Source organism: Sphingomonas sp. FW306-05-A (assembly GCF_058782275.1).
In genome coordinates this window covers 842843-863127 of the sequence record NZ_JBYSXN010000001.1, presented here as the reverse complement: position 1 = coordinate 863127, position 20285 = coordinate 842843, and the positions used below count along the sequence as shown (strand labels likewise).

Annotated in this window: 17 protein-coding genes and 1 tRNA gene; 1 reads left to right on the top strand and 17 read right to left on the bottom strand. The window is 65.7% G+C overall.

The window, feature by feature from the left end:
* Positions 1 to 6 precede the first annotated feature (6 nt).
* From AC3WJR_RS04010 to AC3WJR_RS03955, 12 genes are all read right to left on the bottom strand, one after another.
* Positions 7 to 744, bottom strand: a complete 738-nt coding sequence (locus AC3WJR_RS04010) for a type II secretion system protein N (RefSeq protein WP_492722489.1) — start codon at positions 742 to 744, stop codon at positions 7 to 9.
* Positions 741 to 1217: a type II secretion system protein GspM gene (gene gspM, locus AC3WJR_RS04005; RefSeq protein ID WP_492722488.1), complete on the bottom strand. Its 477-nt coding sequence runs from the start codon at positions 1215 to 1217 to the stop codon at positions 741 to 743. The genes AC3WJR_RS04010 and gspM overlap by 4 nt, the downstream gene beginning before the upstream one ends.
* Positions 1214 to 2311, bottom strand: a complete 1098-nt coding sequence (gene gspL, locus AC3WJR_RS04000; RefSeq protein WP_492722486.1) for a type II secretion system protein GspL — start codon at positions 2309 to 2311, stop codon at positions 1214 to 1216. Before gspL ends, gspM begins: the two co-directional genes overlap by 4 nt.
* Positions 2308 to 3303, bottom strand: coding sequence for a type II secretion system minor pseudopilin GspK (gspK, locus tag AC3WJR_RS03995; RefSeq protein WP_492722485.1), 996 nt, complete (start codon positions 3301 to 3303; stop codon positions 2308 to 2310). Before gspK ends, gspL begins: the two co-directional genes overlap by 4 nt.
* Entirely contained in the window at positions 3287 to 3997 is a 711-nt protein-coding gene (gene gspJ, locus AC3WJR_RS03990) for a type II secretion system minor pseudopilin GspJ (protein ID WP_354280168.1), read from the bottom strand. The genes gspK and gspJ overlap by 17 nt, the downstream gene beginning before the upstream one ends.
* A 71-nt stretch (positions 3998 to 4068) precedes the next feature.
* Positions 4069 to 4473 carry a type II secretion system minor pseudopilin GspI gene (gene gspI / locus AC3WJR_RS03985; RefSeq protein WP_492722482.1) on the bottom strand — a complete coding sequence of 135 codons (405 nt, stop codon included), beginning with the start codon at positions 4471 to 4473 and terminating at the stop codon, positions 4069 to 4071.
* On the bottom strand, positions 4445 to 4918 hold the full coding sequence (locus AC3WJR_RS03980; RefSeq protein ID WP_492722480.1) for a GspH/FimT family pseudopilin: 474 nt from the start codon (positions 4916 to 4918) through the stop codon (positions 4445 to 4447). Before AC3WJR_RS03980 ends, gspI begins: the two co-directional genes overlap by 29 nt.
* On the bottom strand, positions 4893 to 5351 hold the full coding sequence (gene gspG / locus AC3WJR_RS03975) for a type II secretion system major pseudopilin GspG (protein ID WP_354280163.1): 459 nt from the start codon (positions 5349 to 5351) through the stop codon (positions 4893 to 4895). The genes AC3WJR_RS03980 and gspG overlap by 26 nt, the downstream gene beginning before the upstream one ends.
* Before the next feature lie 8 nt (positions 5352 to 5359).
* A complete protein-coding gene (gspF, locus tag AC3WJR_RS03970) occupies positions 5360 to 6595 on the bottom strand; it encodes a type II secretion system inner membrane protein GspF (protein WP_492722475.1) in 1236 nt (411 codons plus the stop codon).
* Between the two features lie 182 nt (positions 6596 to 6777).
* On the bottom strand, positions 6778 to 8352 hold the full coding sequence (locus tag AC3WJR_RS03965) for a GspE/PulE family protein (protein ID WP_492724146.1): 1575 nt from the start codon (positions 8350 to 8352) through the stop codon (positions 6778 to 6780).
* 68 nt (positions 8353 to 8420) lie between these two features.
* Positions 8421 to 10658: a type II secretion system secretin GspD gene (gene gspD / locus AC3WJR_RS03960; protein WP_492722473.1), complete on the bottom strand. Its 2238-nt coding sequence runs from the start codon at positions 10656 to 10658 to the stop codon at positions 8421 to 8423.
* Positions 10655 to 11536: a type II secretion system protein N gene (locus AC3WJR_RS03955; protein ID WP_492722470.1), complete on the bottom strand. Its 882-nt coding sequence runs from the start codon at positions 11534 to 11536 to the stop codon at positions 10655 to 10657. Before AC3WJR_RS03955 ends, gspD begins: the two co-directional genes overlap by 4 nt.
* A gap of 126 nt (positions 11537 to 11662) precedes the next feature.
* Here AC3WJR_RS03955 and AC3WJR_RS03950 point away from each other — a divergent pair, with 126 nt between their 5' ends.
* Entirely contained in the window at positions 11663 to 12319 is a 657-nt protein-coding gene (locus tag AC3WJR_RS03950; protein WP_492722468.1) for a prolyl hydroxylase family protein, read from the top strand.
* A gap of 51 nt (positions 12320 to 12370) precedes the next feature.
* Here AC3WJR_RS03950 and AC3WJR_RS03945 read toward each other — a convergent pair whose 3' ends face one another.
* From AC3WJR_RS03945 to lon, 5 genes are all read right to left on the bottom strand, one after another.
* Positions 12371 to 15160 carry a TonB-dependent receptor domain-containing protein gene (locus AC3WJR_RS03945; RefSeq protein WP_492722465.1) on the bottom strand — a complete coding sequence of 930 codons (2790 nt, stop codon included), beginning with the start codon at positions 15158 to 15160 and terminating at the stop codon, positions 12371 to 12373.
* A 96-nt stretch (positions 15161 to 15256) separates the two neighbouring features.
* Entirely contained in the window at positions 15257 to 16885 is a 1629-nt protein-coding gene (locus tag AC3WJR_RS03940) for a beta-helix domain-containing protein (protein WP_492722463.1), read from the bottom strand.
* Positions 16886 to 17186: 301 nt separating this feature from the next.
* Positions 17187 to 17261, bottom strand: a tRNA-Val gene (locus AC3WJR_RS03935).
* 126 nt (positions 17262 to 17387) lie between these two features.
* On the bottom strand, positions 17388 to 17660 hold the full coding sequence (locus AC3WJR_RS03930; protein WP_277971343.1) for an HU family DNA-binding protein: 273 nt from the start codon (positions 17658 to 17660) through the stop codon (positions 17388 to 17390).
* Positions 17661 to 17835: 175 nt separating this feature from the next.
* Positions 17836 to 20265, bottom strand: a complete 2430-nt coding sequence (lon, locus tag AC3WJR_RS03925) for an endopeptidase La (RefSeq protein ID WP_492722460.1) — start codon at positions 20263 to 20265, stop codon at positions 17836 to 17838.
* Between the last annotated feature and the right edge of the window lie 20 nt (positions 20266 to 20285).

Sequence of the window (20285 nt, the reverse complement as noted above, 5' to 3'; positions counted from 1 at the left end):
GCTCGTTCAGAAATTACCGTCTATTGTGAGCATATGCCCTTTCGACGTCGGTCGGAAGCCGCCGAGCTCGAGTTTTTGCGCAGCCGTCGGGTCGCTCGCGCGGACGGTCAACTGCGCTACGAAACGCCCCGATTGCCACAGCCGGAGGTCGACTCGCTCGGTCCCCGCCTGACTGGCAAGCGGCAGCAGCAACGCCCCCGCGTCACAACGCGCATTGCCCGAAAGCCCCTGCCCCAAGGCGATTCCCGCGATGTCTCCACCGAGCACCGCCCTGACCCGGCCTTCTGCCTTGTCGCAATTGCCGTCGCGGTAGCGCACGCTGACATCGTCGAGCTCGAGGCCCGTTACCGGCAAAGGCGCGAACACATTCCCGGCGGGAAGGGACGCGGTCATGTCGTCGATCCCGACGGCATGACGCGACGCGCTGATCGCACCGCGAATCGTCCGCGCCGCAGCGGACGAATCACCCGTGGCCTGACCAGCGACGTCGATTCGCGCCCGCCCGACCGCAAGCGGCCAAGGCGATAACCGTGCCGCAAGATCGCCCAGCGCGACCGACCCGACCTGCGCCTCGCGCAAGCCGCCGAACCACACGCTGCCCGTCGCTTCGCGCGCAGCAACCCGCGTCTGGCTGAGATCGAACCAGCCGAGCACCAGCCGCAATGGCAGCAGCACGACCAATGCGAGGACGAACACGGCACCGAATAGCGCGACCGGTCCAGTGCGAAGGCGAAACCGCGTCACTGTCCGCGCGCCCGCAGCGTCATCTGCGCAGCGACCGTGCGATCGCCGTTGTCGGTCGTCGTCAGTTGCTCGACCAATATGCCCGTGGCTTCCAGCTCGGCGACCCACCCGGTCAGCGCGCCCGGGCGCGCCGACGCAATCGAGATCGCGACCCGGTCCGTTCCCTGCGGCGTCACCGCCGCCAACGCGAACCCCGCATCGTTCGCGCGGTCCCGAATGACGGTTTCGATCGGCTCCTGCAGCGGCGCGACCCGTTCGCCTTGGGCCGCCTTGACCGCATCGATCCGCACCTGCGTCTCACCCAGCGCGATCACGTCGGTCGCGTGGCGGCCGCGTTCGGACTCGAGGATGTCGTTGAGCGGCACAATCAGGAGGTACGCAAACGCGAGCAGCGCAATCACGCCGCCTGCGAGAACCAGCCGTTGCTCGCGCAGCGTACGGGCACGATACCAGAAAAGCAGGCGTTCGGTCATCGCGGCTTCACCGTCAGTTCCCCTGTAAGCCGGCCGCCGGTCGATACCAGCTGACCTGGGGTGGTCGCCTCGAACCCGGCGGCAGCGATTCGGCGGCGCAAATCGAGGATCTGGCCTTCGTTCTGCAACCCGACCGTCACGCGCAACGCCCCGAGCGAATCGAACGATACGGTACGCAACTCGGTCCCCGGCGTCGCCTGGATCGCCGCGAACACCGCCGCAGTCGTCCGGGTGAAGCCCTGCCCGCCCCCGCGCAGCCGCTCGAGCCGCGCGTCGAGCTGCCGATCGGCATCGCTCACCGCCTCGCCCCGCGCCAGCCCGCTACGCGCGAGCAGGTCGGTCCGTCGCTCCAGTTCGTTGGCCGCAGTAGAATATTTGATCAGCAGCACGATCGTGATCAACACCGTGACGCCAAAGATCGCCACGCTCAGCCACGCCAGCCGCCGGATCAGCCCCCAATCCACCCCGATCTTGCGACGCCGCTCGAATGCGCCCTGCCGCAGATCGAGCGCGGGGGCTGTCACCGCCGCAATGATCGCTGCTTCGACATCAGCGCGCGCCAGCACTTCGGGTGCGACTCCTCCGGTGACGAGTTCGGTCAGCCGAGCCTCGTCCGCGAAGCCGCTGGTCGCGCTGCGCACCACACCCTCGCCGCCGAGATCGGCGCGCACATAGCCGGAGTCGGGGCGCGGCAGCAGCATCGGTGCCGGGAGCACCATATCGGGGTCAACGCCGTTCGCGGCGAGCGTGTCGAGCCACTGTTGCATCTGCCCCGCCGCAACCACGCCGATCGGACGCTCGACCGCATCGCCCTCGCGTCCGACCGCAACGTGCAATGCGCTGATCGGTGACGCGCTGGCATCCGCCGCAAGCAAGCGCGCCGCAGTGACTGATTGCGCAACAGATCGATCGGGGAGTTCGGCCCAATGCAGTGTCACCGCGTCCGCCGGCACCACCGCGACATGCGTCCGCTCGGCATCGGCGGCGATATCGGGAAACCCTTCGCCCCGCTCCGCAACGGCGCTGCCCGCGATGTGGAGCCAACGCCACGGCAGGTCGGACGTCGGCAGGAAAAGGACTAGCGTGTCGGTCATGGTCGCTCGCCCCATTGCCGCGAGACGAGCCGCGCGGGAAGGGTTGATGCATCGATCAGCCCCGATTGTTCGAGAACGGTCCCGCCCAGCGTCACATCGACCTTGAGCGTGAACCATTTGGTGGTGACATCGGTCTGGCCGACAGCGAGCTCCGTACCCCCGGTAACGGCGGTCTGCGCCCAGAACGCGGAGGCGGTCGCGAAACCGGTCGGCGGACGCCGCAACAGCACCTGACGCGCACCTTCCACCGTCAGCGTGCCCGGCAGCAGCATCGCCAGCAGCGGTGCCTGTTCCGGAAGCAGCGTATTGACGTTGAGCTTGGCCGGTTCTGCCTTTGGCAGCGTACACAGCCACGGCCGCAGCTTCTCGTAATCGGTGCGCGAGACCCCGTTGACCGCGCGCAGTTCGCTCGGATCGCTCATCAGCGTGTTGCCGGTGCGATACCCCTGGCGTCCCCCACCATAAGACGAATCCTCCGCCCCGCCGCTGTCGAGCGGGCTGTTGTCGGTATCGAGCCAGTCCGCGGTCGCAGCAGCAATCGCGTCGGGAGAGCGGGCATTGGGGTCGACCAGTCGAATCAGTTGCGCGAACACGGTGCGTGCCCGGGTGTAGGCGGCGAAGGAACCCGGTGTCGTCTCGACCACAAGGCTGTTGAGGTTGAAGCAATTTCCTCCGTCGGTCACGCGAGCGGTCGCGCTGCCGTTCGGGATCGGCAAGGCGAAAGGCGTATCGCTCCAATTGCCCTGCAGCGTCACGCGCTGCCGGCTCTTCTGGAGCAGGTCGGTGACCTTGACGACCGCGAGCGTCTCCGCCGCGAGCGAATAGGCGCGCGCCTGGTCGAGCGCGACCGCATTGCCACCGAGCCGCGTCGCAAGCCGCAATTTCTCGAGCGCGGTGCCCGCGAGCACCGCGATTACCGCGACGAGCAGCAGCACCGTCAACAGCGCCGCGCCACGCTCGCCCGGGCGGGAGGGATCAGTTGACGCCGACATTGGGCCGCCTTGCATAGCCGGTGCCGACCAGGAACATCTGCCGCGTCTCGATCCCGTTGGTGCGCAGGACCCGCAGTTCGACCGCATCGGGCAGTGGGGCCTGCACGCTGCCGGTCCAGCGATCGCTCCACGCGCCGCGGATCCGATAGCGCAACAGGACCTGCTTGACGCGGGGTACCAGCGCAGTCGGCGGGAGCGGCTGCGCGCCGTCGAGCATCGGATAGGCGACCCGTGCAAGCGCGCCGTCGATGACCGCATATTCGACCTTCTGTACTTCCGCGCGAGGATTCCCGTCGAGGTCGCTCCACCCCCCGCGGGCAAAGCGCAACATGGGGACGGCAGTCGGTCCCGAGCCGCCGACGAACGACGGGGTGACCGCCCCATTTTCGTCGCGCACCGGGCGATCGAGCGCCTGCGCGAAATCGGCGGTCATGATCGAGCTGAGCTGGTTCATCCCCGAAACGTCGTCGAGCTTGGCAGCCGTCGCACCCTGCGCCCGCACCGAGAAGGCAAGCAACGCCACCCCCGCCGCGGAGAGCAGCCCGAAGATCAGGAGCGAGATCATCACCTCGATCAGGGTGAAACCGGATTCCCGGCCATTGGCGCGCCCTCCTCCTCCCCTCTCTTCTGCTTCCCCGGCGAAGGCCGGGGCCCAGTCGGAAAGGTCGTGGTAACGGAGCGCAGCCGCCGCCATGCCCGGCCCGCTACTGGGCCCCGGCCTTCGCCGGGGAAGAGACAAGGACGAGAGCAAAAGAGGAGAAACCCTCATGACCGCGTCGCCCCGTCGCGCACGACCGTCAGATGCCCCGCGCTCCGCCCGCCTGAATCCATCACCGTGACGTCGATCTTCAGAATCCGCGCATCCCCGGTCGGCTGTACCACGCGAGTCCACGCCCACGACCGCCCCCCGTTTCGTTCGACCCCGCTCGCCACGCCAAGCGTCGGCGCGCGCGCGTCGGTCATCGCGGTATAGGCTACGTTGCGCGCGACGATCTGCGCCATCAGCGTCGTATCGAGTGTCGTCGCCCCGCGGATCGTCGCCCCCTCCAGCCGGATCAGCGCAAGCGCCGCCAGGCTGAACACCGCGAGCGCGACCATCATCTCGATCAGCGTAAATCCCCGCTCGGCTAGGCGTGAGCGCTCAGGCACCGATCTTGACTCGCCCGTCATTCCCAATCCGCACCGTCAAATTCTCGGTCGAGCGATGCAGCACGACATCCATCGGCCGATCCGCACTGCCGGTCGAATCGAACAGGATACGGTCGCGCGCGCCCAACGCAGGGACCGCCTCGGTCCCCTTGCTCCAGCGCGTTACGCGAAGCGGCTTCTCGCTCATCGCGACCCACTCCCCCCCGCGCCGTGCATCGAACCCATAGCCCCCCGCCGACACCCACACGCTCACCGGCCGCGCGGTCACCACCGCGAGGTCATGCGCCGCCCGCGCGCGCGCCGCGAATTGCGCCGCCTCGTCGCGCAACCGGCCCCGCGGATCGGGCAGTGCCAGCACGACCACGGCGCTCGCCAGCCCGATGATCGTCACCACGATCATCAGCTCGATCAGCGTGAACCCCGCGTCGCGGGAGGTCAGCTTACTGCCAGCTACCGATGTCGGCATTGACGCCTTCGCCGCCTTCCTTCTTGTCGGCGCCGAGCGTCCAGATGTCCGCCTCGCCATGCTGGCCGGGCGCGGCATAGAGATACGGCTTGCCCCACGGGTCGAGCGGGAGCTTCTTGATGTAACCGCCACGCTGATACTTGCTCGCGTCCGCATCCGCAGGCGCGCTGACCAGCGCCTGCAACCCGTCCGAGGTCGACGGATAGGTGTCGTTCTGGAGCTTGTAGAGATCGAGCGCGCCCTCGATCTGCGCGATGTCGGCCTTGGCCTTGGTGATCTTGCCCTTGTCGCCCAGCGGCAGGACATTGTACGTCACGATCGCGGCGAGCAGCCCGAGAATGACGATCACGACCATCAGCTCGATCAGCGTAAACCCCTGTTCCGACGAGCGAACGCGGCGATTGAGAGCGGGGGTGGCAGGCATATCCGTCATAACAAACCTCATTGTCCGGCAAGCGTGTTGAGCTGCAGGATCGGTAACAGGATGGATAGCACGATCGTCGCGACCACGCCCCCCATCAGGACGATGATGATCGGCTCCAGCAGCGACAAAGCCGTTGTCGTGAACCGGTCGAATTCGCGCTCGAGATAGTCCGCCGCGCGCTCCAGCATGTCGTCGAGCTGCCCCGCGGTTTCGCCCGACGCTGCAAGATAGGTCAGCAGCGGCGGGAACACCCCCGTCCGCCGCATCGCCGCCGACAGGCTCCCGCCGCCGCGGATCGCCTCGACGATCTCGTCCGACGCCGCCTTCAACCGCAGGTTGCGGATCGTACCGCCGGTCAGCGCGAGCCCCTCGAGCAGCGGCAGTCGGCTCGCCACCATGGTCGCGAGCGTCCGCGCCATTCGCGCGGCGTGCAGATCGCGGAACAGCCGACCGATCAGCGGCACGCGCAGGATCCACGTATCGAAGCGCAGCTTGACCGCCGGGTTCTTTAGCGCGCGCCAGAGGCCGATCCCGCCGAGCACGAGCGCAAGCAGCAATGCCCACCAATAGGCGACCATGAAGTTCGAGATGCCCATCACGATCCGCGTCAGCAACGGCAGTTGCTGCCCGACCGTATCGAACTGTTCGACCACCTGCGGCACGACGAACACCATCAGCGCGGTGACGACCGCCATCGCGACGACCGCAAGCACCGACGGGTAAGCGAGCGTGGTGATGATCTGCCCGTTGATCTCGGCCTGGCGTTCGAGCAGCACCGAGAGCCGTTCGAGGATCACCGGCAGCGACCCAGAGGTCTCGCCCGCCGACACCATCGCGCGGTACAAGGCGGGGAAGCTCTTGCCTTCGCGCGCCATCGCCTCGTGGAGCCGGCGGCCCTCGGTCACGCCGGCATGGACCGAATCGACGATCGCGCGGACATGCTCCTGCTCGGTCTGGCGCGAGATCGTGCGGAGCGACTGTTCGAGCGGCGACACCCGGTTGAGCGTCGCGAGCTGGCGCGTGAACAGCGTCAGCTGCTTGGTGCTCATCTTGCGGCTGCCGAGCCGGAAATCGGAAAACAACGGCTTGCCGCGGGCGGCGGCGGCGGCACGGCCCGAGCCGGGCTCGACCTTGACGACGTACAGCTTGCGCCGGTCGAGCAGCACGCGCGCATCCTCGATCGACGGCGCGGCAACCTGCCCGCGTGCCTCGCGGCCCTTGGTGTCGATCGCGAGGTAATCGAAGTCAGGCACGATTTACGCTCATCCCTGGAAGAGCGCCGGGCGAACAGCGCCCCGCGCTGTTCCCGCCATGCCGGGGGCATGGCCGACCCGGCGCTGGGTTGGGGGTGGGTTGGTATGAGGAGCGGACAGACCCAGCCACGAGCCGACCCACCCCCGGCCCCTCCCTTCCAGGGAGGGGAGGAAGCAAAACCTCACTCACCCGCCGTCTCCGGCAACGGCATAGGCGCTTCGGCATCCGCCATATCCCGCCGCGAAATCCGCACTGCTTCCTCGGGCGTCGTCATCCCGTCGCGCACCAACGCGCGCGCCGCACTGCCGAGATTGGGCGCGTGCAGGAAAGCATGCCGCGCGATGATCGATTCATCCCCGCCGTCGTTGATCAGCCGCCGCACGGTGTCGTCGATTCGGATCGCCTCATAGACGCCGACCCGGCCCTTGTAGCCGGTCCCCTGGCACTGCTCGCACCCGACCGCCTCATAGACGATCGCGCCTGGATCAAACCCGAGCAGCGCCGAAACTGACCCCGTCGCCTGCACAGGCCGCCGGCAATGTTCGCACAGCCGTCGTACCAGCCGCTGCGCGATGACCGCGCGGAGCGTGGACGCGAGCAGGAACGGCTCGACCTTCATGTCGCGCATCCGCGTGATCGCGCCGACCGCGTCGTTGGTGTGGACCGTCGACAGCACGAGATGCCCGGTCAGCGAGGCCTGTACCGCGATTTCGGCGGTCTCGCGGTCGCGGATTTCGCCGACCATCACGACATCGGGATCCTGCCGCAGAATCGCGCGCAACCCTGCCGCGAAGGTCAGCCCGACCTTGGAATTGACCTGCGTCTGCCCGACGCCTTCCATCGCATATTCGACCGGATCCTCGACCGTCAGGATGTTGCGACTGCCGTCGTTGAGCAGGCGCATCGAGGCGTAGAGCGTCGTCGTCTTGCCCGACCCGGTCGGCCCGGTGACGAGGATGATGCCGTTCGGTTCGGTGATCGCTTCCTTGAGCAACTGGTTGATCGCGGGCGTCATCCCGAGCACGTCGAGCGTGATCCCGGCATTCTCCTTGTCGAGAATACGCAGCACCACGCGCTCGCCCGCGCGGCTCGGCAGGGTCGAGACGCGGACGTCGAGCAATTTGCCGCCCAGCGTCAGCCCGATGCGGCCATCCTGCGGCACGCGCCGCTCAGCGATATCGAGCCGCGCCATCACCTTGATCCGGCTGACGACGACAGGTGCGACATGTGGTGGCATCCGCAGCGTCTCGCGCAGCACGCCGTCGATCCGCATCCGCACGACGAGGCCGGTTTCATAGGGTTCGACGTGGATGTCCGACACGCCGTTCCGCGCAGCATCGGCGATGATGCCGTTGATGAGGCGGATCGCGGGCGCATCGTCTGCGGTGTCGAGTAGATCGTCCGCGGTGGGTAAGTCGCTCGCGAGCACGTCGAGTTCGTCGCCGAGGCCGAGCGTTCCGGCTGCCATTGCCGCTGCCTGGCCGTCCATCCGATACGCTTCCGAGAGCAAGCGGTCGAATTCGGTCGGGCTTACGAAGCCGACGTCGAACGGGCGCGCGAGGTGGCGGCGAAGTTCGAGCAGCACCTTGGGGTCGGCGCCTTCGCGCATGGCGATCGCGAGGTGGCTGTCGGTGCCGGGCGCGAGCACGACGCCGAAGCGGCGCGCGAAGGCATAGGGGATGGTGATTTCTGGAATACTTAGCCCCTCCCCTTCAGGGGAGGGGTTGGGGGTGGGGGGTGTCTCACCAAGAGCCAGTCCTGCTGGACTGCCCCACCCCAACCCCTCCCCCGAGGGGGAGGGGCTATTTGAGAGCGGAACCCCCGTCACTTCCCCCTCCGCCGGATCACGGTCGAACTCCGCTGCACCGGCAGCGCGATCCTCGGATCATCCACATTCCCCAGCACCGGCGCACTCGGGATCGGCGGTGCTGCCCCAAGATACTCACGCACCAACTGGTCGATCGACGGCTCCGCATCAGGATCCTGCAAGCCCTGCTGCAACCGCAGATAGCCGTACCGCTGTTCGGTGAGCTTGCGGCTGTCGTCCGCCGTCCGTAAAATCGTCGGCCGGATGAAGATCATCAGATTGGTCTTGGTCCGCGACTTCGCCTTGGACCGGAACAGGTTGCCGAGCGCCGGAATGTCCCCCAGCAGCGGGATCTTCTGGATCGTCCGCCGCTCGTTATCGTCGAGCAACCCGCTGATTACCGCAATGTCGCCATCGTCCACTGTGCGGACCGTCTCCACTTCGCGCTTGTTGAGGATCAGGTCGCTATTATCGCTCGATACCGGCCCAGCGATCGAGCTCACCTCAAGCCGGAGGTTGAGCTTCACGGTCCCGCTCGAATTGACCTGCGGACGCACGGTCAGCTCGATGCCGACATTCTGCCGCTGGGTCGTGCGGAAGGCATTGTCGAAATTGTTCGACAGCGCCTGCCCCGTGGTGATCGGGATTTCCTGCCCGACCAGGCTGTGTGCTTCCTGATTGTCGAGCATCACCAGATGCGGGACCTGCAGCAGGTTCGACGTGGTGTCGCTCTTCACCGCGTTGATGATCGAGGCGAAGATCGTATCGCCGATCTTCCCGCCAAACCCGCCGAACCCGCCGCTCGCCCCGAGGATCGAACTGAGCGCGGATTGCGCGAGCGTATCGCTCACCGTGCTGTTGGTGCTGGTGGTGACGGTTGCACCGTTGATCGTCGTCGTCGTCGTGTTGAGCTGCCGCGCCGCGACCGCACCCGCGATCGTCAGCAGGCTCGGCGCGGTGTTCGAGAAGCTCGATGCCGCAAACACCCCGCCCTTCAGATTGCCGATCGCGAACTGCGCACCGAGCTGGCTCGCGACCTGATCCGACACTTCGGCGACGATCGCCTCAACCAGCACCTGTTCGCGCCGCGTGTCGAGCTGGCGGACGACATCGGACAATTGCCGCTGCACTTCGGCTGGCGCGGCGATGACGATCGCGTTCGCGCCGACGAAACGCGTCACAACTGCGGCGGTGCGCCCGCCCTGCGTGCTGATCGCAGCCTGTCCTGCCGTGCTGCCGGGAGCGGTCGTATCCTGCTGTACCGCCGGGGTATTGGCCTGGCGCTGCGAGCTATTGTTGCCGTTGCTGCCAGTCTGGTTGCTGTTGTTGCCGAAGTTCGACTGCGACAATTGCTGGTTGGTGATCGGCGACGGAGTCTGGCCAACGAGCTGTTGCAACACCGGCAGCAATTGCTCGGCGTCGGCATTCTCGAGGAAGATCACCTTAATCTCGGTGCCGTTCTTGGCGCGGCGATCCAGATCCTCCGCCACCGCGACCAACCGTGCGACCGTCGAAGCATCGCCGCTGATCGCGACCGAGTTGGAGCTTTGCACCGCAACCACACTGGTGCCGGTGCTGCTCGGTGCCGCAGCCCCCGCGGTCGCGCCACCACCGCCGCCGCCACCGCCGCTTTGCCCGGCGAGCGACTGGAGCGCGGTCGCGATCTCGCGTGCGCCGGCGTTCTTGAGCGCGACAACACGGGTCGATGCATTGTTGGTGTCGATTCGCCGCAACACTTCGCGCACGCGCCGCACGTTGTCGGCGAAATCAACGATCACCAGCGTATTGCCACTGCGGTTGGCGGACACCGTCCCCTGCGGCGAGACGAGCGCGCGGACCGTGTCGACCGCGGACTGCGCATCGACCGAGCGCAATCGGACGATCTCGGTCACGAAGCTGTTGCTCTGCGCCCCGCGCGACCCGACCCGGCTCGGTTGCGACGCGGCATTGTCGATCGGCTGGATGCGGAAGCTGCCGTTGGTGGTCGGCACCGCGACCAGTCCGTTGGCGCGGAGTGTCGACAGGAAGATCTCGAAATATTGCGACTTGCTCACCGGGTGATCGGTGACGACCGTCACCTTCCCCTGCACGCGCGCATCAATGATGAACGTCCGCCCGGTCACGCGCGCGGCGTCCGCGATGAACGCACGAATGTCGGCGTCGCGTACGTTCATCGTCTGTTGCGCAGTCGCAGTGCCGGCGGATGCGAGCGCGAGTACGGAAGCAAGTACGGGCCGGAGAATCAGTCTTTTCATTGACCCGCAATCGTAAGGGTAAGGGGAACAACCTGTCCGCCGCGTTCGACCGACAGGGAAACGGTGCCGCCACGGGCAAGCTGCGGACCAAGCCGCTCGATATCGGCCTGACCGCTGACCGGACGTCCGCCGATCTGTGTCACGATGTCGCCATCACGCAAGCCCGCCGCGCGGAATGCTGCGCCGGATCCTTGCGATCGCACGGTCAATCCACTGACCTTACCGCCATCGATCCGCGGGATGAAGCCGACGTCGCTGCGCAGCTGCGCGGCGGTGACGCCTTGCGGGATGCTGGCGGGTGCGGGCGGCATGCCGGGCGCGGGCGGCGGCGGCCCGATGCGATCGCCCATCCCGCCCATCAACGGCGCACCGGCGGGCTGCACCGCAGGCGCGGGTGCCTGCTCGGCCTGGGTGATGAACAGATCCTCGGCGCGCCCGCCACGCTCGATCGAGACGTGATCGAACGCGACCGACTTGAGGATCACGCCCGGCGAGATTTCCTGCCCGACGCCGATGCTCTGCTGGACGCCGTCAGGCCCGGCGATGATCGCCGACCCGCCGCCTTGAGCCTCGTCGATCCGCGTGCCGTACAAAGTCAGTTGCAACGTCGTGATCGCCGCAGGCCCCGCGGCGTCACCACCGCTCGTGCGGAAGAACGGATCGAAGCCGCGCAGGATCGCTTGCGGCGACCCTGCGATCACGCCCTGTTCCGGCCGCCATGTCCCAACCGGTCCGACCGGCGTGATCACGGCATAGACCAGGCGCGCGGACTGGATCGCCAGCACCGCGATCAGCGCCAGCTCCAATCCGGTATAGACTGTCGTGACGGGAAGGCGTCGCAGAATGGCCCGCGCCCGCGCATCCAAAACCAACCGCATGCGGACATATTCCCCGATCAAAGCCCTGCTAGGCAACAGGTGTTACAGTCCGGCGTCATCGCTGTGAACCTTATATGGCACCGACATACACTGGAAAATACCCGGCAGATTTGGCAGGAAATACGCATGACCCATGTGCTGAATTACGGATCGGGATACCCTGCGGACGCACTGGTCGCGCATTTGATCACCCAGCCCGGTGTCCAGCGCGTTCCGAGTCCGAAACTCACGCTGTTCATCAAGCGTCACTTCATCGACGCGGCGACCTGCGCGGCGCTGTGCGCGGCCGTCGATGCTACGCGGCGGCCTTCTACCTTGTCCGATGCCAACAGCGATGCGGCCTTTCGGACGAGCGAGACCGGCGACCTCGACCAACGCGATCCACTGACGATCGACCTGAACGCCCGGATCGCCGCGCTCACCGGGCTCGATCCGGCCTTTGGAGAACCGATCCAAGGGCAACGCTACGCGGTCGGCCAGGAGTTCAAGGCGCATACCGACTATTTCGAGCCCGACGGTGTGGACTATTCCCGCTATTGCGGGGTCGCGGGCAACCGGACGTGGACCGTGATGATCTACCTCAACGAGCCCGAGGCCGGCGGCGCGACGCGGTTCAAGGCGATCGACAAGATCGTCCAGCCCGAGACCGGCAAGCTGCTCGCGTGGAACAACCGCCGCCCCGACGGAACGCTCAACCCGGCGACACTGCATCATGGCATGAAGGTCCGCGCCGGGACAAAATACGTCATCACCAAATGGTTTCGCGAACGGCCGTGGGCCTGACCGCCGCCGCCTCCGCGCCGGTAAACAAACAGGCGCGGAGGCGATACGGCATCAGAACGTCGTGCTGAGGCCGAGCGACAGGATGCGGCCCAGGCGGTAGCGGTTGACGAACACCTGGTTGCCGTTGCTGAACGTCTGGCCTTCCTGATAGCGCGTCCCCGTCAGGTTGCGCGCTTCGGCCTTAAGCTCCCACTGCCCGCCAGCCACCTTGAACCCCTGCCGCGCGACCAGATCGAGCCGGATGCCCGGCTTCTCGATGATGTCGGGCTGGAAGCCGGTCCCGCTCAGGTTGGACGGGCCGCGATTGGTCACGCGGTCGCTGGCATAGTTGAACAGCAAGGTGATCTGCGACAGCGACGCCTTGTCCTCGAGCCCGACCTGAACGTTGACGAGATGTTCGGACTGCCCGGTCAGCGGCGCGCCGTTGCGGAACTGGAGATTGGCCGGACCGAAGCCCGCGCCACAGCCACCGAGCGTCTGGTTGAGCACGTTGGGGACGCAACTGTCGTCCGCGGTGATCTTCGACTTCGAATAGGTGTAGTTGGCGATGAACAGCGCGCGCCGGGTCGTGAAGAAGCTGCTGTCGAGGAAATCGAGCGGGAAATATTTCTGGAGCTCGACTTCGGTGCCGTACAGCTTCGCCTTGGGCAGATTGGTGAAGCCGGTCTGCAACCGGTCATCCGCGCCGGTGTAGAAACCGACTTGCTCAACCGGATTCTTGATCAGCTTGTAGAAGCCACCGAGCGTAAAGCGCTGGTCGCGTGCGAAGAACCATTCGAAGCGGCCTTCGTAATTGTACAGCTCGGAATCGCGCAGCAGCGGGTTACCGAAAAACAGGCGATCCGACTCGGGATCGCGGAACTGCTGTGGTGCCAGTTCACGGAACTGCGGACGCGAGATCGTCTTCGAGCCGCTCGCGCGCAGCTGCATGTTGTTGCGGAAATTCCACGTCAGCGTGAGGGCTGGCAGGAAGTAATCGTTGTTCAGCCGTGTCGTCGCTGAAGCAACCGGCGTGACGCGCTCGTCCGCGGTCTCGTAACGCACGCCGATCGTGCCGCGCACGCCATCGAGGACTTCGGCTTCGATCTGGCCATAGCCCGCATGGATATCCAGCGAAGCGTCATAGGCATAGGCGCCCAGCGGCGTCCCGAACTGGAGTTGCAGATTGTTCGCCGCGATCGAATCCGCCCCGACCAGATAATCCGGCCGCAGCAGGTTCCACGGATAGGCCGGCGCAGTGCCGCCGCCGTCCGCGGTCTGATAATTGAACTGCAAACGAGTCGAGGTGCGGTCGGTCCCCGAATAATAATAGCCCGTCGACAAGGTGACTGGCCGCCCGAGGTCGAGCTTGTAGGTCAGGTCGCCCTGCGCGCTGTACAGATCCTCATCGAGTTCGCTGAAGATGATCGAGGCGAACGGCGAGAAGCGCCGCGTCGCCTGATACGCGCCATCGCACCGCTCGCCGCCGATGCCGTTCTGCTGCGTCTCCTTGATCGGCAAGCCGGTCGTCGTCACGTTCGAGCAGAGATAGTCGAACTGCCGCTCATACGGCGCATCGCGCTTCGAATTGGCATAGGCCCCGCGCACGTCGACATGCAGCGCGTCGGTCACCTTGAACTCGCCGACCATCTGGCCTTCGATCAGCTGGCGTTCGAACCAGTTGGTGTTCTGCTGGAAACGGCGGCCGCTGGAATTGTTGTAGACGATCGCGGTCGATCCGCGCCCCTGCTTGAGCGTGTCGTGGATATAGACGCCGGTCGCACGGATCGTGTTCGGGCCGAATTCATAACCGAGCCCGAGCAGCGCGTTCGCGACGATCCGGTTGTCGGTCAGCAAGGTGTTGTAATCGTTGCGCAGCGTGCCGTCGGGCGAAACCGAATCCTGCTGCTGCGTCAGGCGCGTGCGGAAGGTGTTGCTCGCGCTGACCGAGGCGATCACGCCGATCCGGTCCGCGCCGAGGTCGATCACCTTGCCGCCGCTGATCTCGCCCGAGAAATTGGCGGGCAGGCTGTTGTTGCGCTGGAGCAGCGTCGTGCGCGCGTTGGTCAGCTGCGCGACCTGCTCGCTCGGGATGATACCGGTGCCGCCGGGTGCATTCTTGATGAAGTCGGGCACGTTGCGCGTGCCGTCGTCATAGCCGGTCCAGTCGCTGCGTCCGCCCGCATAGGTATAGCCGAGCTCGCTGGTCGTGACGGTATCCGCCGCGATCGCGCCGCCGAACGAGATGAAGTCCTTCTTGGGGATCGCCTTGGTCGTCAGGTTGATGACGCCGCCGCCGAACTCGCCCGGATAATTGACCGAATAGGTCTTCTGCACCAGCGCCGACCCGACGATCGTCGTCGGAAAGATGTCGAGCGGGACCGAACGCCGCAGCGGCTCGGGGCTCGGCAAGGGCGAGCCGTTGAGCATCGACGACGAATACCGATCGCCGAGGCCGCGCACATAGACGAACCCGCCGCCGACGACGCTGAGGCCAGCGACGTGCGCGAGCGCGCCCGCGATGTCGCCCTCGCCGGTCCGCGCGATGTCCGCGCCCGACAGGACCGACACGATCTGCGGGGTCGAGCGGATCACGTTGGGAATGTTGCGCCCGACGACGACGATGTCCGCGCCCTGGCTGGTGTCCATGCCGGGTGCTGAGACTTCGACCTGCTGTTCGGGGTCACCCGCCTGTTCGGCGGCGGGGGTGGCCACCGGATCACCCGCGCTTTGCGCCGAAGGTGCGGCGGCGGGTGGCGGCGTGGTCGCGGCGGGGGCCGGAGCGGTCTGCGCGAGCGCCGCGGGCGACACCAACGTGGAAGTAAGAAGAAGGAGTGTCCCGAAGGCGAGGCGCTTCTGCATGGCCTGTATTCCCGATCGATATGTCATAGGCAAATGCCGGGGCGGCGCTTAAGCGGCCGCCCCGGCATCAACTGCGCGATGGTCCGGGGCTGAGGCTCAGCGGCCCTGGCAGGAGAAGTAGATCGAGTTGAACACCGGCGGCCCGACATCCTGCAGCGCTGCGTCGGCCGGACGGATCGTCGTGCGACCGCCCGCGGTCTGCTCGCCCGCGATCAGGTTGATGCACGCGACGGTCGCCGGGGTCTTCACCACGCCGTTGACGAAGGTCATGTCCGCACCACCGCGCAGACGGATCGCTGCCGGGGCGAGCGCAGTCTGGAGGAAGGTGAAGTTGGCGTAGCGGCCGAAGGTGCGCGGCAGCAGGTCTTCGGCATTGTTCGAGTCGATCTCGGTCGAGAAGGAGTCGGCGGTCGCCCCGATCGTCCGCTGTGCGGTGATCATGAACTGGATGAACCCGCGGAAGCCGTTGTCGATGTCGAAGCCGTCATCGTCGGCACCCGTCATCACCATATACTTCATGTTGGTCGTGCCGCCGAAGATCTCGACGCCGTCATCCGCCGAATTGTGGCTCTGGACGTGGTCGATCACCGTGCCCGACCCGGTGCCGCCGAGCGTCAGGCCCTGCAGTTCGTTGCCGTCGCTGATCGCGATGCCGCTGTAGCGGATCTGGACGTACTGGAAGTTGCCGCTGCTGTCGGCCTTGGTCGGGCCACCGTAGAAGCGCCCGGTAACGCCTTCGATCGCCTGCTGGCAGGTCGTGCTGGTGCCATCCGCATTGTTCGGACCCGTGCCGGTGGCGCACACGCCGACCGGTGCGCGGCCGAGGATGATCACGCCGCCCCACTGCCCCTGTGTCGCATCGCTGACGCCGTTGGTGGTGAGGTTCTGCTGCGAGGTGAAGATGATCGGGTTGGCGACCGTGCCGACCGCGTTAATCTTGGAACCGCGATTGACGAGCAGCAGGTCGTTGGTCGTCTCGGTCGAATCCGCCGCGATGACGACGCCCGCCTCGATGTTGAGCACCGCGCCATTGTCCGCGCCGGTCGTGCCGACGTCGGTGCCGACTTCGGTCTGACCGCGCAGGCGATAGAAGACGCCCGCGATCTTCGGCAGGTTGAGCGTGCCGTTGATGACCGACGGCAGGCGGCAGGCGCGGAACGTCTGGACGAGGCCGTCATCGGTCGTGCCGGTCGGGCAAGCCGCCGCTGCGCCGCCGGTGCCGACCGCCGGAACCGCGGTGCAACGGGCACCAGCGCCGCCGAATTCCGCCGATGTCGAGTTGCAGGTCCAGCCCTGGAACGCGGTATCGGTCGGGCCATTAAGCGCGCCGACATAGTTGGTGCTGGTGAAGAAGCTGTTGATCGTCGACGGGTCGAGCGCGGTGGTCAGCGAAGCCGCGGTCGTCGGGTACACGCCGTTCAGCATGTTGGTGCCGCTGACGTTGTTGTTGGTTCCGGCGTTGACGAGCGCGAGTTGCTCGTCGGCGGTGATCGAGATGCCGTTGACCGCAGTGACCGCGGCGAACTGCGCTGCGGTGATGGCTGGGGTCGGCGTCGGGGTCGGGGTTGGCGTGGGGGTTGGCGTGGGGGTCGGCGTCGGTACGGGCGTGATGACCACAGTACCCGCGCCCGGCGAAGCAACATCGTTTGCCCCGCTACAGGCGCCCAGCGCAACGGCGGCGGTGGTTACCATGAGAACGGTGCTGAAACGGTTGAAGCTGGCCATGGGTCACTCCCGAATGTGATCGTTGCGCGCGGGCATGTTTGCCCTGATCGATTCGGAACCCCCTTATCGACCCTGCTGCCGCTGCCGTTACGGATGGGACATGACGACTTGATGTGTTTTCCGGGTCAGTTCCGTGACACGGTCATGACAGCAGCGTGACACTGCCGGTGCGACACGCCGCCCGGCCGATGCGGAGGACGTACGACCCAAGCGCTTCGCAGGCTGTTTGAACCTGTCCTTCGCTACCCGGTGCAACAAACGAAAAAGGCCCCCAACTCGCCGAGCTGGAGGCCTTTTCTATTGGTGGGCGCGGCAGGGATTGAACCTGCGACCCCACCCGTGTGAAGGGTGTGCTCTACCACTGAGCTACGCGCCCGTCGCCAGTGTCGCTGTCGCGATCGGCTAAACGGATCGAAGCGGCCGGCGGCCGCCCCGTTGGATCAGTCCTTAATCCGGGCGAACCGCGCTTTGCAAGCGTTGCGGCCAGGAAATTCGCAGGATCTCAGTTGACCGAGTCCTTCAGGCCCTTGCCAGCCTTGAACTTCGGCTGCGACGAAGCCTTGATCGTCATCGGTTCGCCGGTCCGCGGGTTGCGGCCGGTCGATGCCTTGCGCTTGCTGACCGAGAACGTTCCGAACCCGACCAGACGCACTTCATCGCCAGCCTTGAGCGCTGCCGAGACCGCATCGAACACGGCTTCGACCGCCTTGCTCGCATCGCCCTTCGTCAGCCCCGACGTATCGGCTACCGTTGTGATCAATTCCTGTTTGTTCATCGCGACCAAACCCCCGTTACAATTAGAAAAATGATTCCCAGCCCGAGGGCCGCGGGCGCATAAAGGCGGGTCCGGGGGGGGCTGTCAAAACAAAAAGCAAGGCCGTGCGACCGACGTAGGAGCGAATGCGACAATCAGGACACACCGCAAGACCTCGCCGTAGACGGCGCGTACATCAATGATGCACTTCGCCGCCTACAGCAGCCACCCCGGCGGGAGGCTGTGCCGCGAGATCATCGGCTTCACTCCATTCGATCGCCTCGAGCGGCCCGGTCAGTGCCAACCGCAGCACTTCATCGACGTGGGACACCGGAATGATCTTCAGGCCGTTCAGAATATTATCTGGAATCTCTGCCAGATCTTTCTCATTCTCCTGCGGAATCAACACAGTCGTGATGCCGCCCCGAAGTGCCGCGAGCAATTTCTCCTTCAACCCTCCAATCGGCAGGACACGACCACGTAGCGTAACCTCGCCCGTCATCGCGATGTCGCGGCGCACCGGCACCCCGGTCAGCGTCGAAATGATCGCGGTGACGATCCCGATCCCCGCCGACGGACCGTCCTTCGGAACGGCCCCCTCGGGCAGATGGATGTGGACGTCCTTGCGCGCGAACAGGCTCGGCTTGATCCCATAAGAGGGCGAGCGTGCCTTGATGAAGCTGAACGCGGTTTCGATCGACTCTTTCATCACGTCACCGAGCTTGCCCGTGATCTTCGCCTGGCCACGTCCCGGAACCGTGACGCTCTCGATCGTCAGCAACTCGCCGCCGACTTCGGTCCACGCCAGACCGGTGACCGCACCGATCTGATTCTCCTCCTCGCCGATGCCGTGGCGATACTTCTTCACGCCCGCGAAATCGGAAAGGTTCTCCGCGGTGATCGTGATCGCGGTATCCTTGTTCTCCAGGATGCGGCGCAGCGCCTTGCGCGCCAGCTTGGCGATCTCGCGCTCAAGCGTGCGGACGCCGGCTTCGCGCGTGTAATATTGGATCAGCGCACGCAGACCGTCGGTGGTCAGCGTGAACTCACCCGCCTTCAACCCGTGCGCCTCAATCTGCTTGGCGATCAGATGGCGCTCGGCGATCTCGACCTTCTCGTCCTCAGTATAACCCTCAAGCCGGATGATCTCCATCCGGTCGAGCAGTGCCTGCGGAAGATTGAGCGAGTTCGCCGTCGTCACGAACATGATGTCCGACAGGTCGACGTCGATCTCGAGATAGTGATCCTGGAACTTGCCGTTCTGCTCGGGGTCGAGCACCTCGAGCAGCGCAGACGCCGGATCGCCGCGGAAATCCTGTCCGAGCTTGTCGATCTCGTCGAGCAGGAATAGCGGGTTGCTGGTCCCGGCCTTCTTGAGGTTGGTCACGATCTTGCCCGGCAGCGAGCCGATATAGGTGCGACGATGCCCACGGATCTCGGCTTCGTCCCGCACGCCGCCCAGCGACTGGCGGATGAACTCACGGCCAGTCGCCTTGGCGATCGACTTGCCGAGCGAGGTCTTGCCGACGCCGGGAGGTCCGACGAGGCACAGGATCGGCCCCTTCAGCTTGTTCGTACGCGCCTGCACGGCGAGATATTCAATGATCCGGTCCTTGACCTTCTCGAGCGCATAATGGTCCTCGTCGAGCACCGCCTGCGCCGCCGAAATGTCCTTGCGGATCTTCGACTTCTTGCCCCACGGCAGGCCCAGCAGCACGTCGAGGTAATTGCGCACGACGGTCGCTTCCGCCGACATTGGCGCCATCGTCTTGAGCTTCTTGAGCTCGGACGTCGCCTTGCTGCGCGCTTCCTTCGACATCTTGAGCGTCGCGATCTTCTGGGTCAGCTCGGCGATCTCGTCGCCCTCGCCTTCCTCGCCCTCGTTGCCAAGCTCGCGCTGGATCGCCTTCAACTGCTCGTTGAGGTAATATTCGCGCTGGGTCTTCTCCATCTGGCGCTTGACCCGCGACTTGATCTTCTTCTCGACCTGCAGGACGCCAAGCTCGCCTTCCATGAAGGCGAACACCATCTCCAGCCGCTTCGCCGGATCACGCTCGACCAGCAGCGCCTGCTTGTCGCTCACCTTGACCTGGATGTTCGCGGCGACCGCGTCGGCAAGCTTGCTCGCATCCTCGATCTCGCCCAGCTGGACCGCGGTTTCGGCAGGGAGCTTGCGGTTGAGCTTCGCATAATTCTCGAACTGATCGACGACCGAGCGCATCAGCGCGGACACTTCGGTGTTCGGCGCAACGGCTTTTTCCGTGTCTTCCTCTCCCTCGATCATTTCGACCTGCGCGGAAAGATACCCTTCGACTTCGGTCAGCTCGGTCAGCGAGGCGCGGCGCTTGCCCTCGACCAGCACGCGCACCGTCCCGTCGGGGAGCTTGAGCAACTGCAACACGGTCGCCGTCACGCCGATATCGTACAGGTCGTCGCGCGCGGGATCATCCTGCGCGGGGTCGAGCTGGGCTACGAGGAAGATCTCCTTGTCGCCGGCCATCGCCGCCTCAAGCGCCGCGACCGATTTGTCGCGCCCGACGAACAGCGGGACGATCATGCTCGGGAACACGACGATGTCGCGCAGCGGCAGGACGGGGAAGGAATGCGGGGCAGATGCTTGCGTCATGGATACTCCGGGGTCGCGCC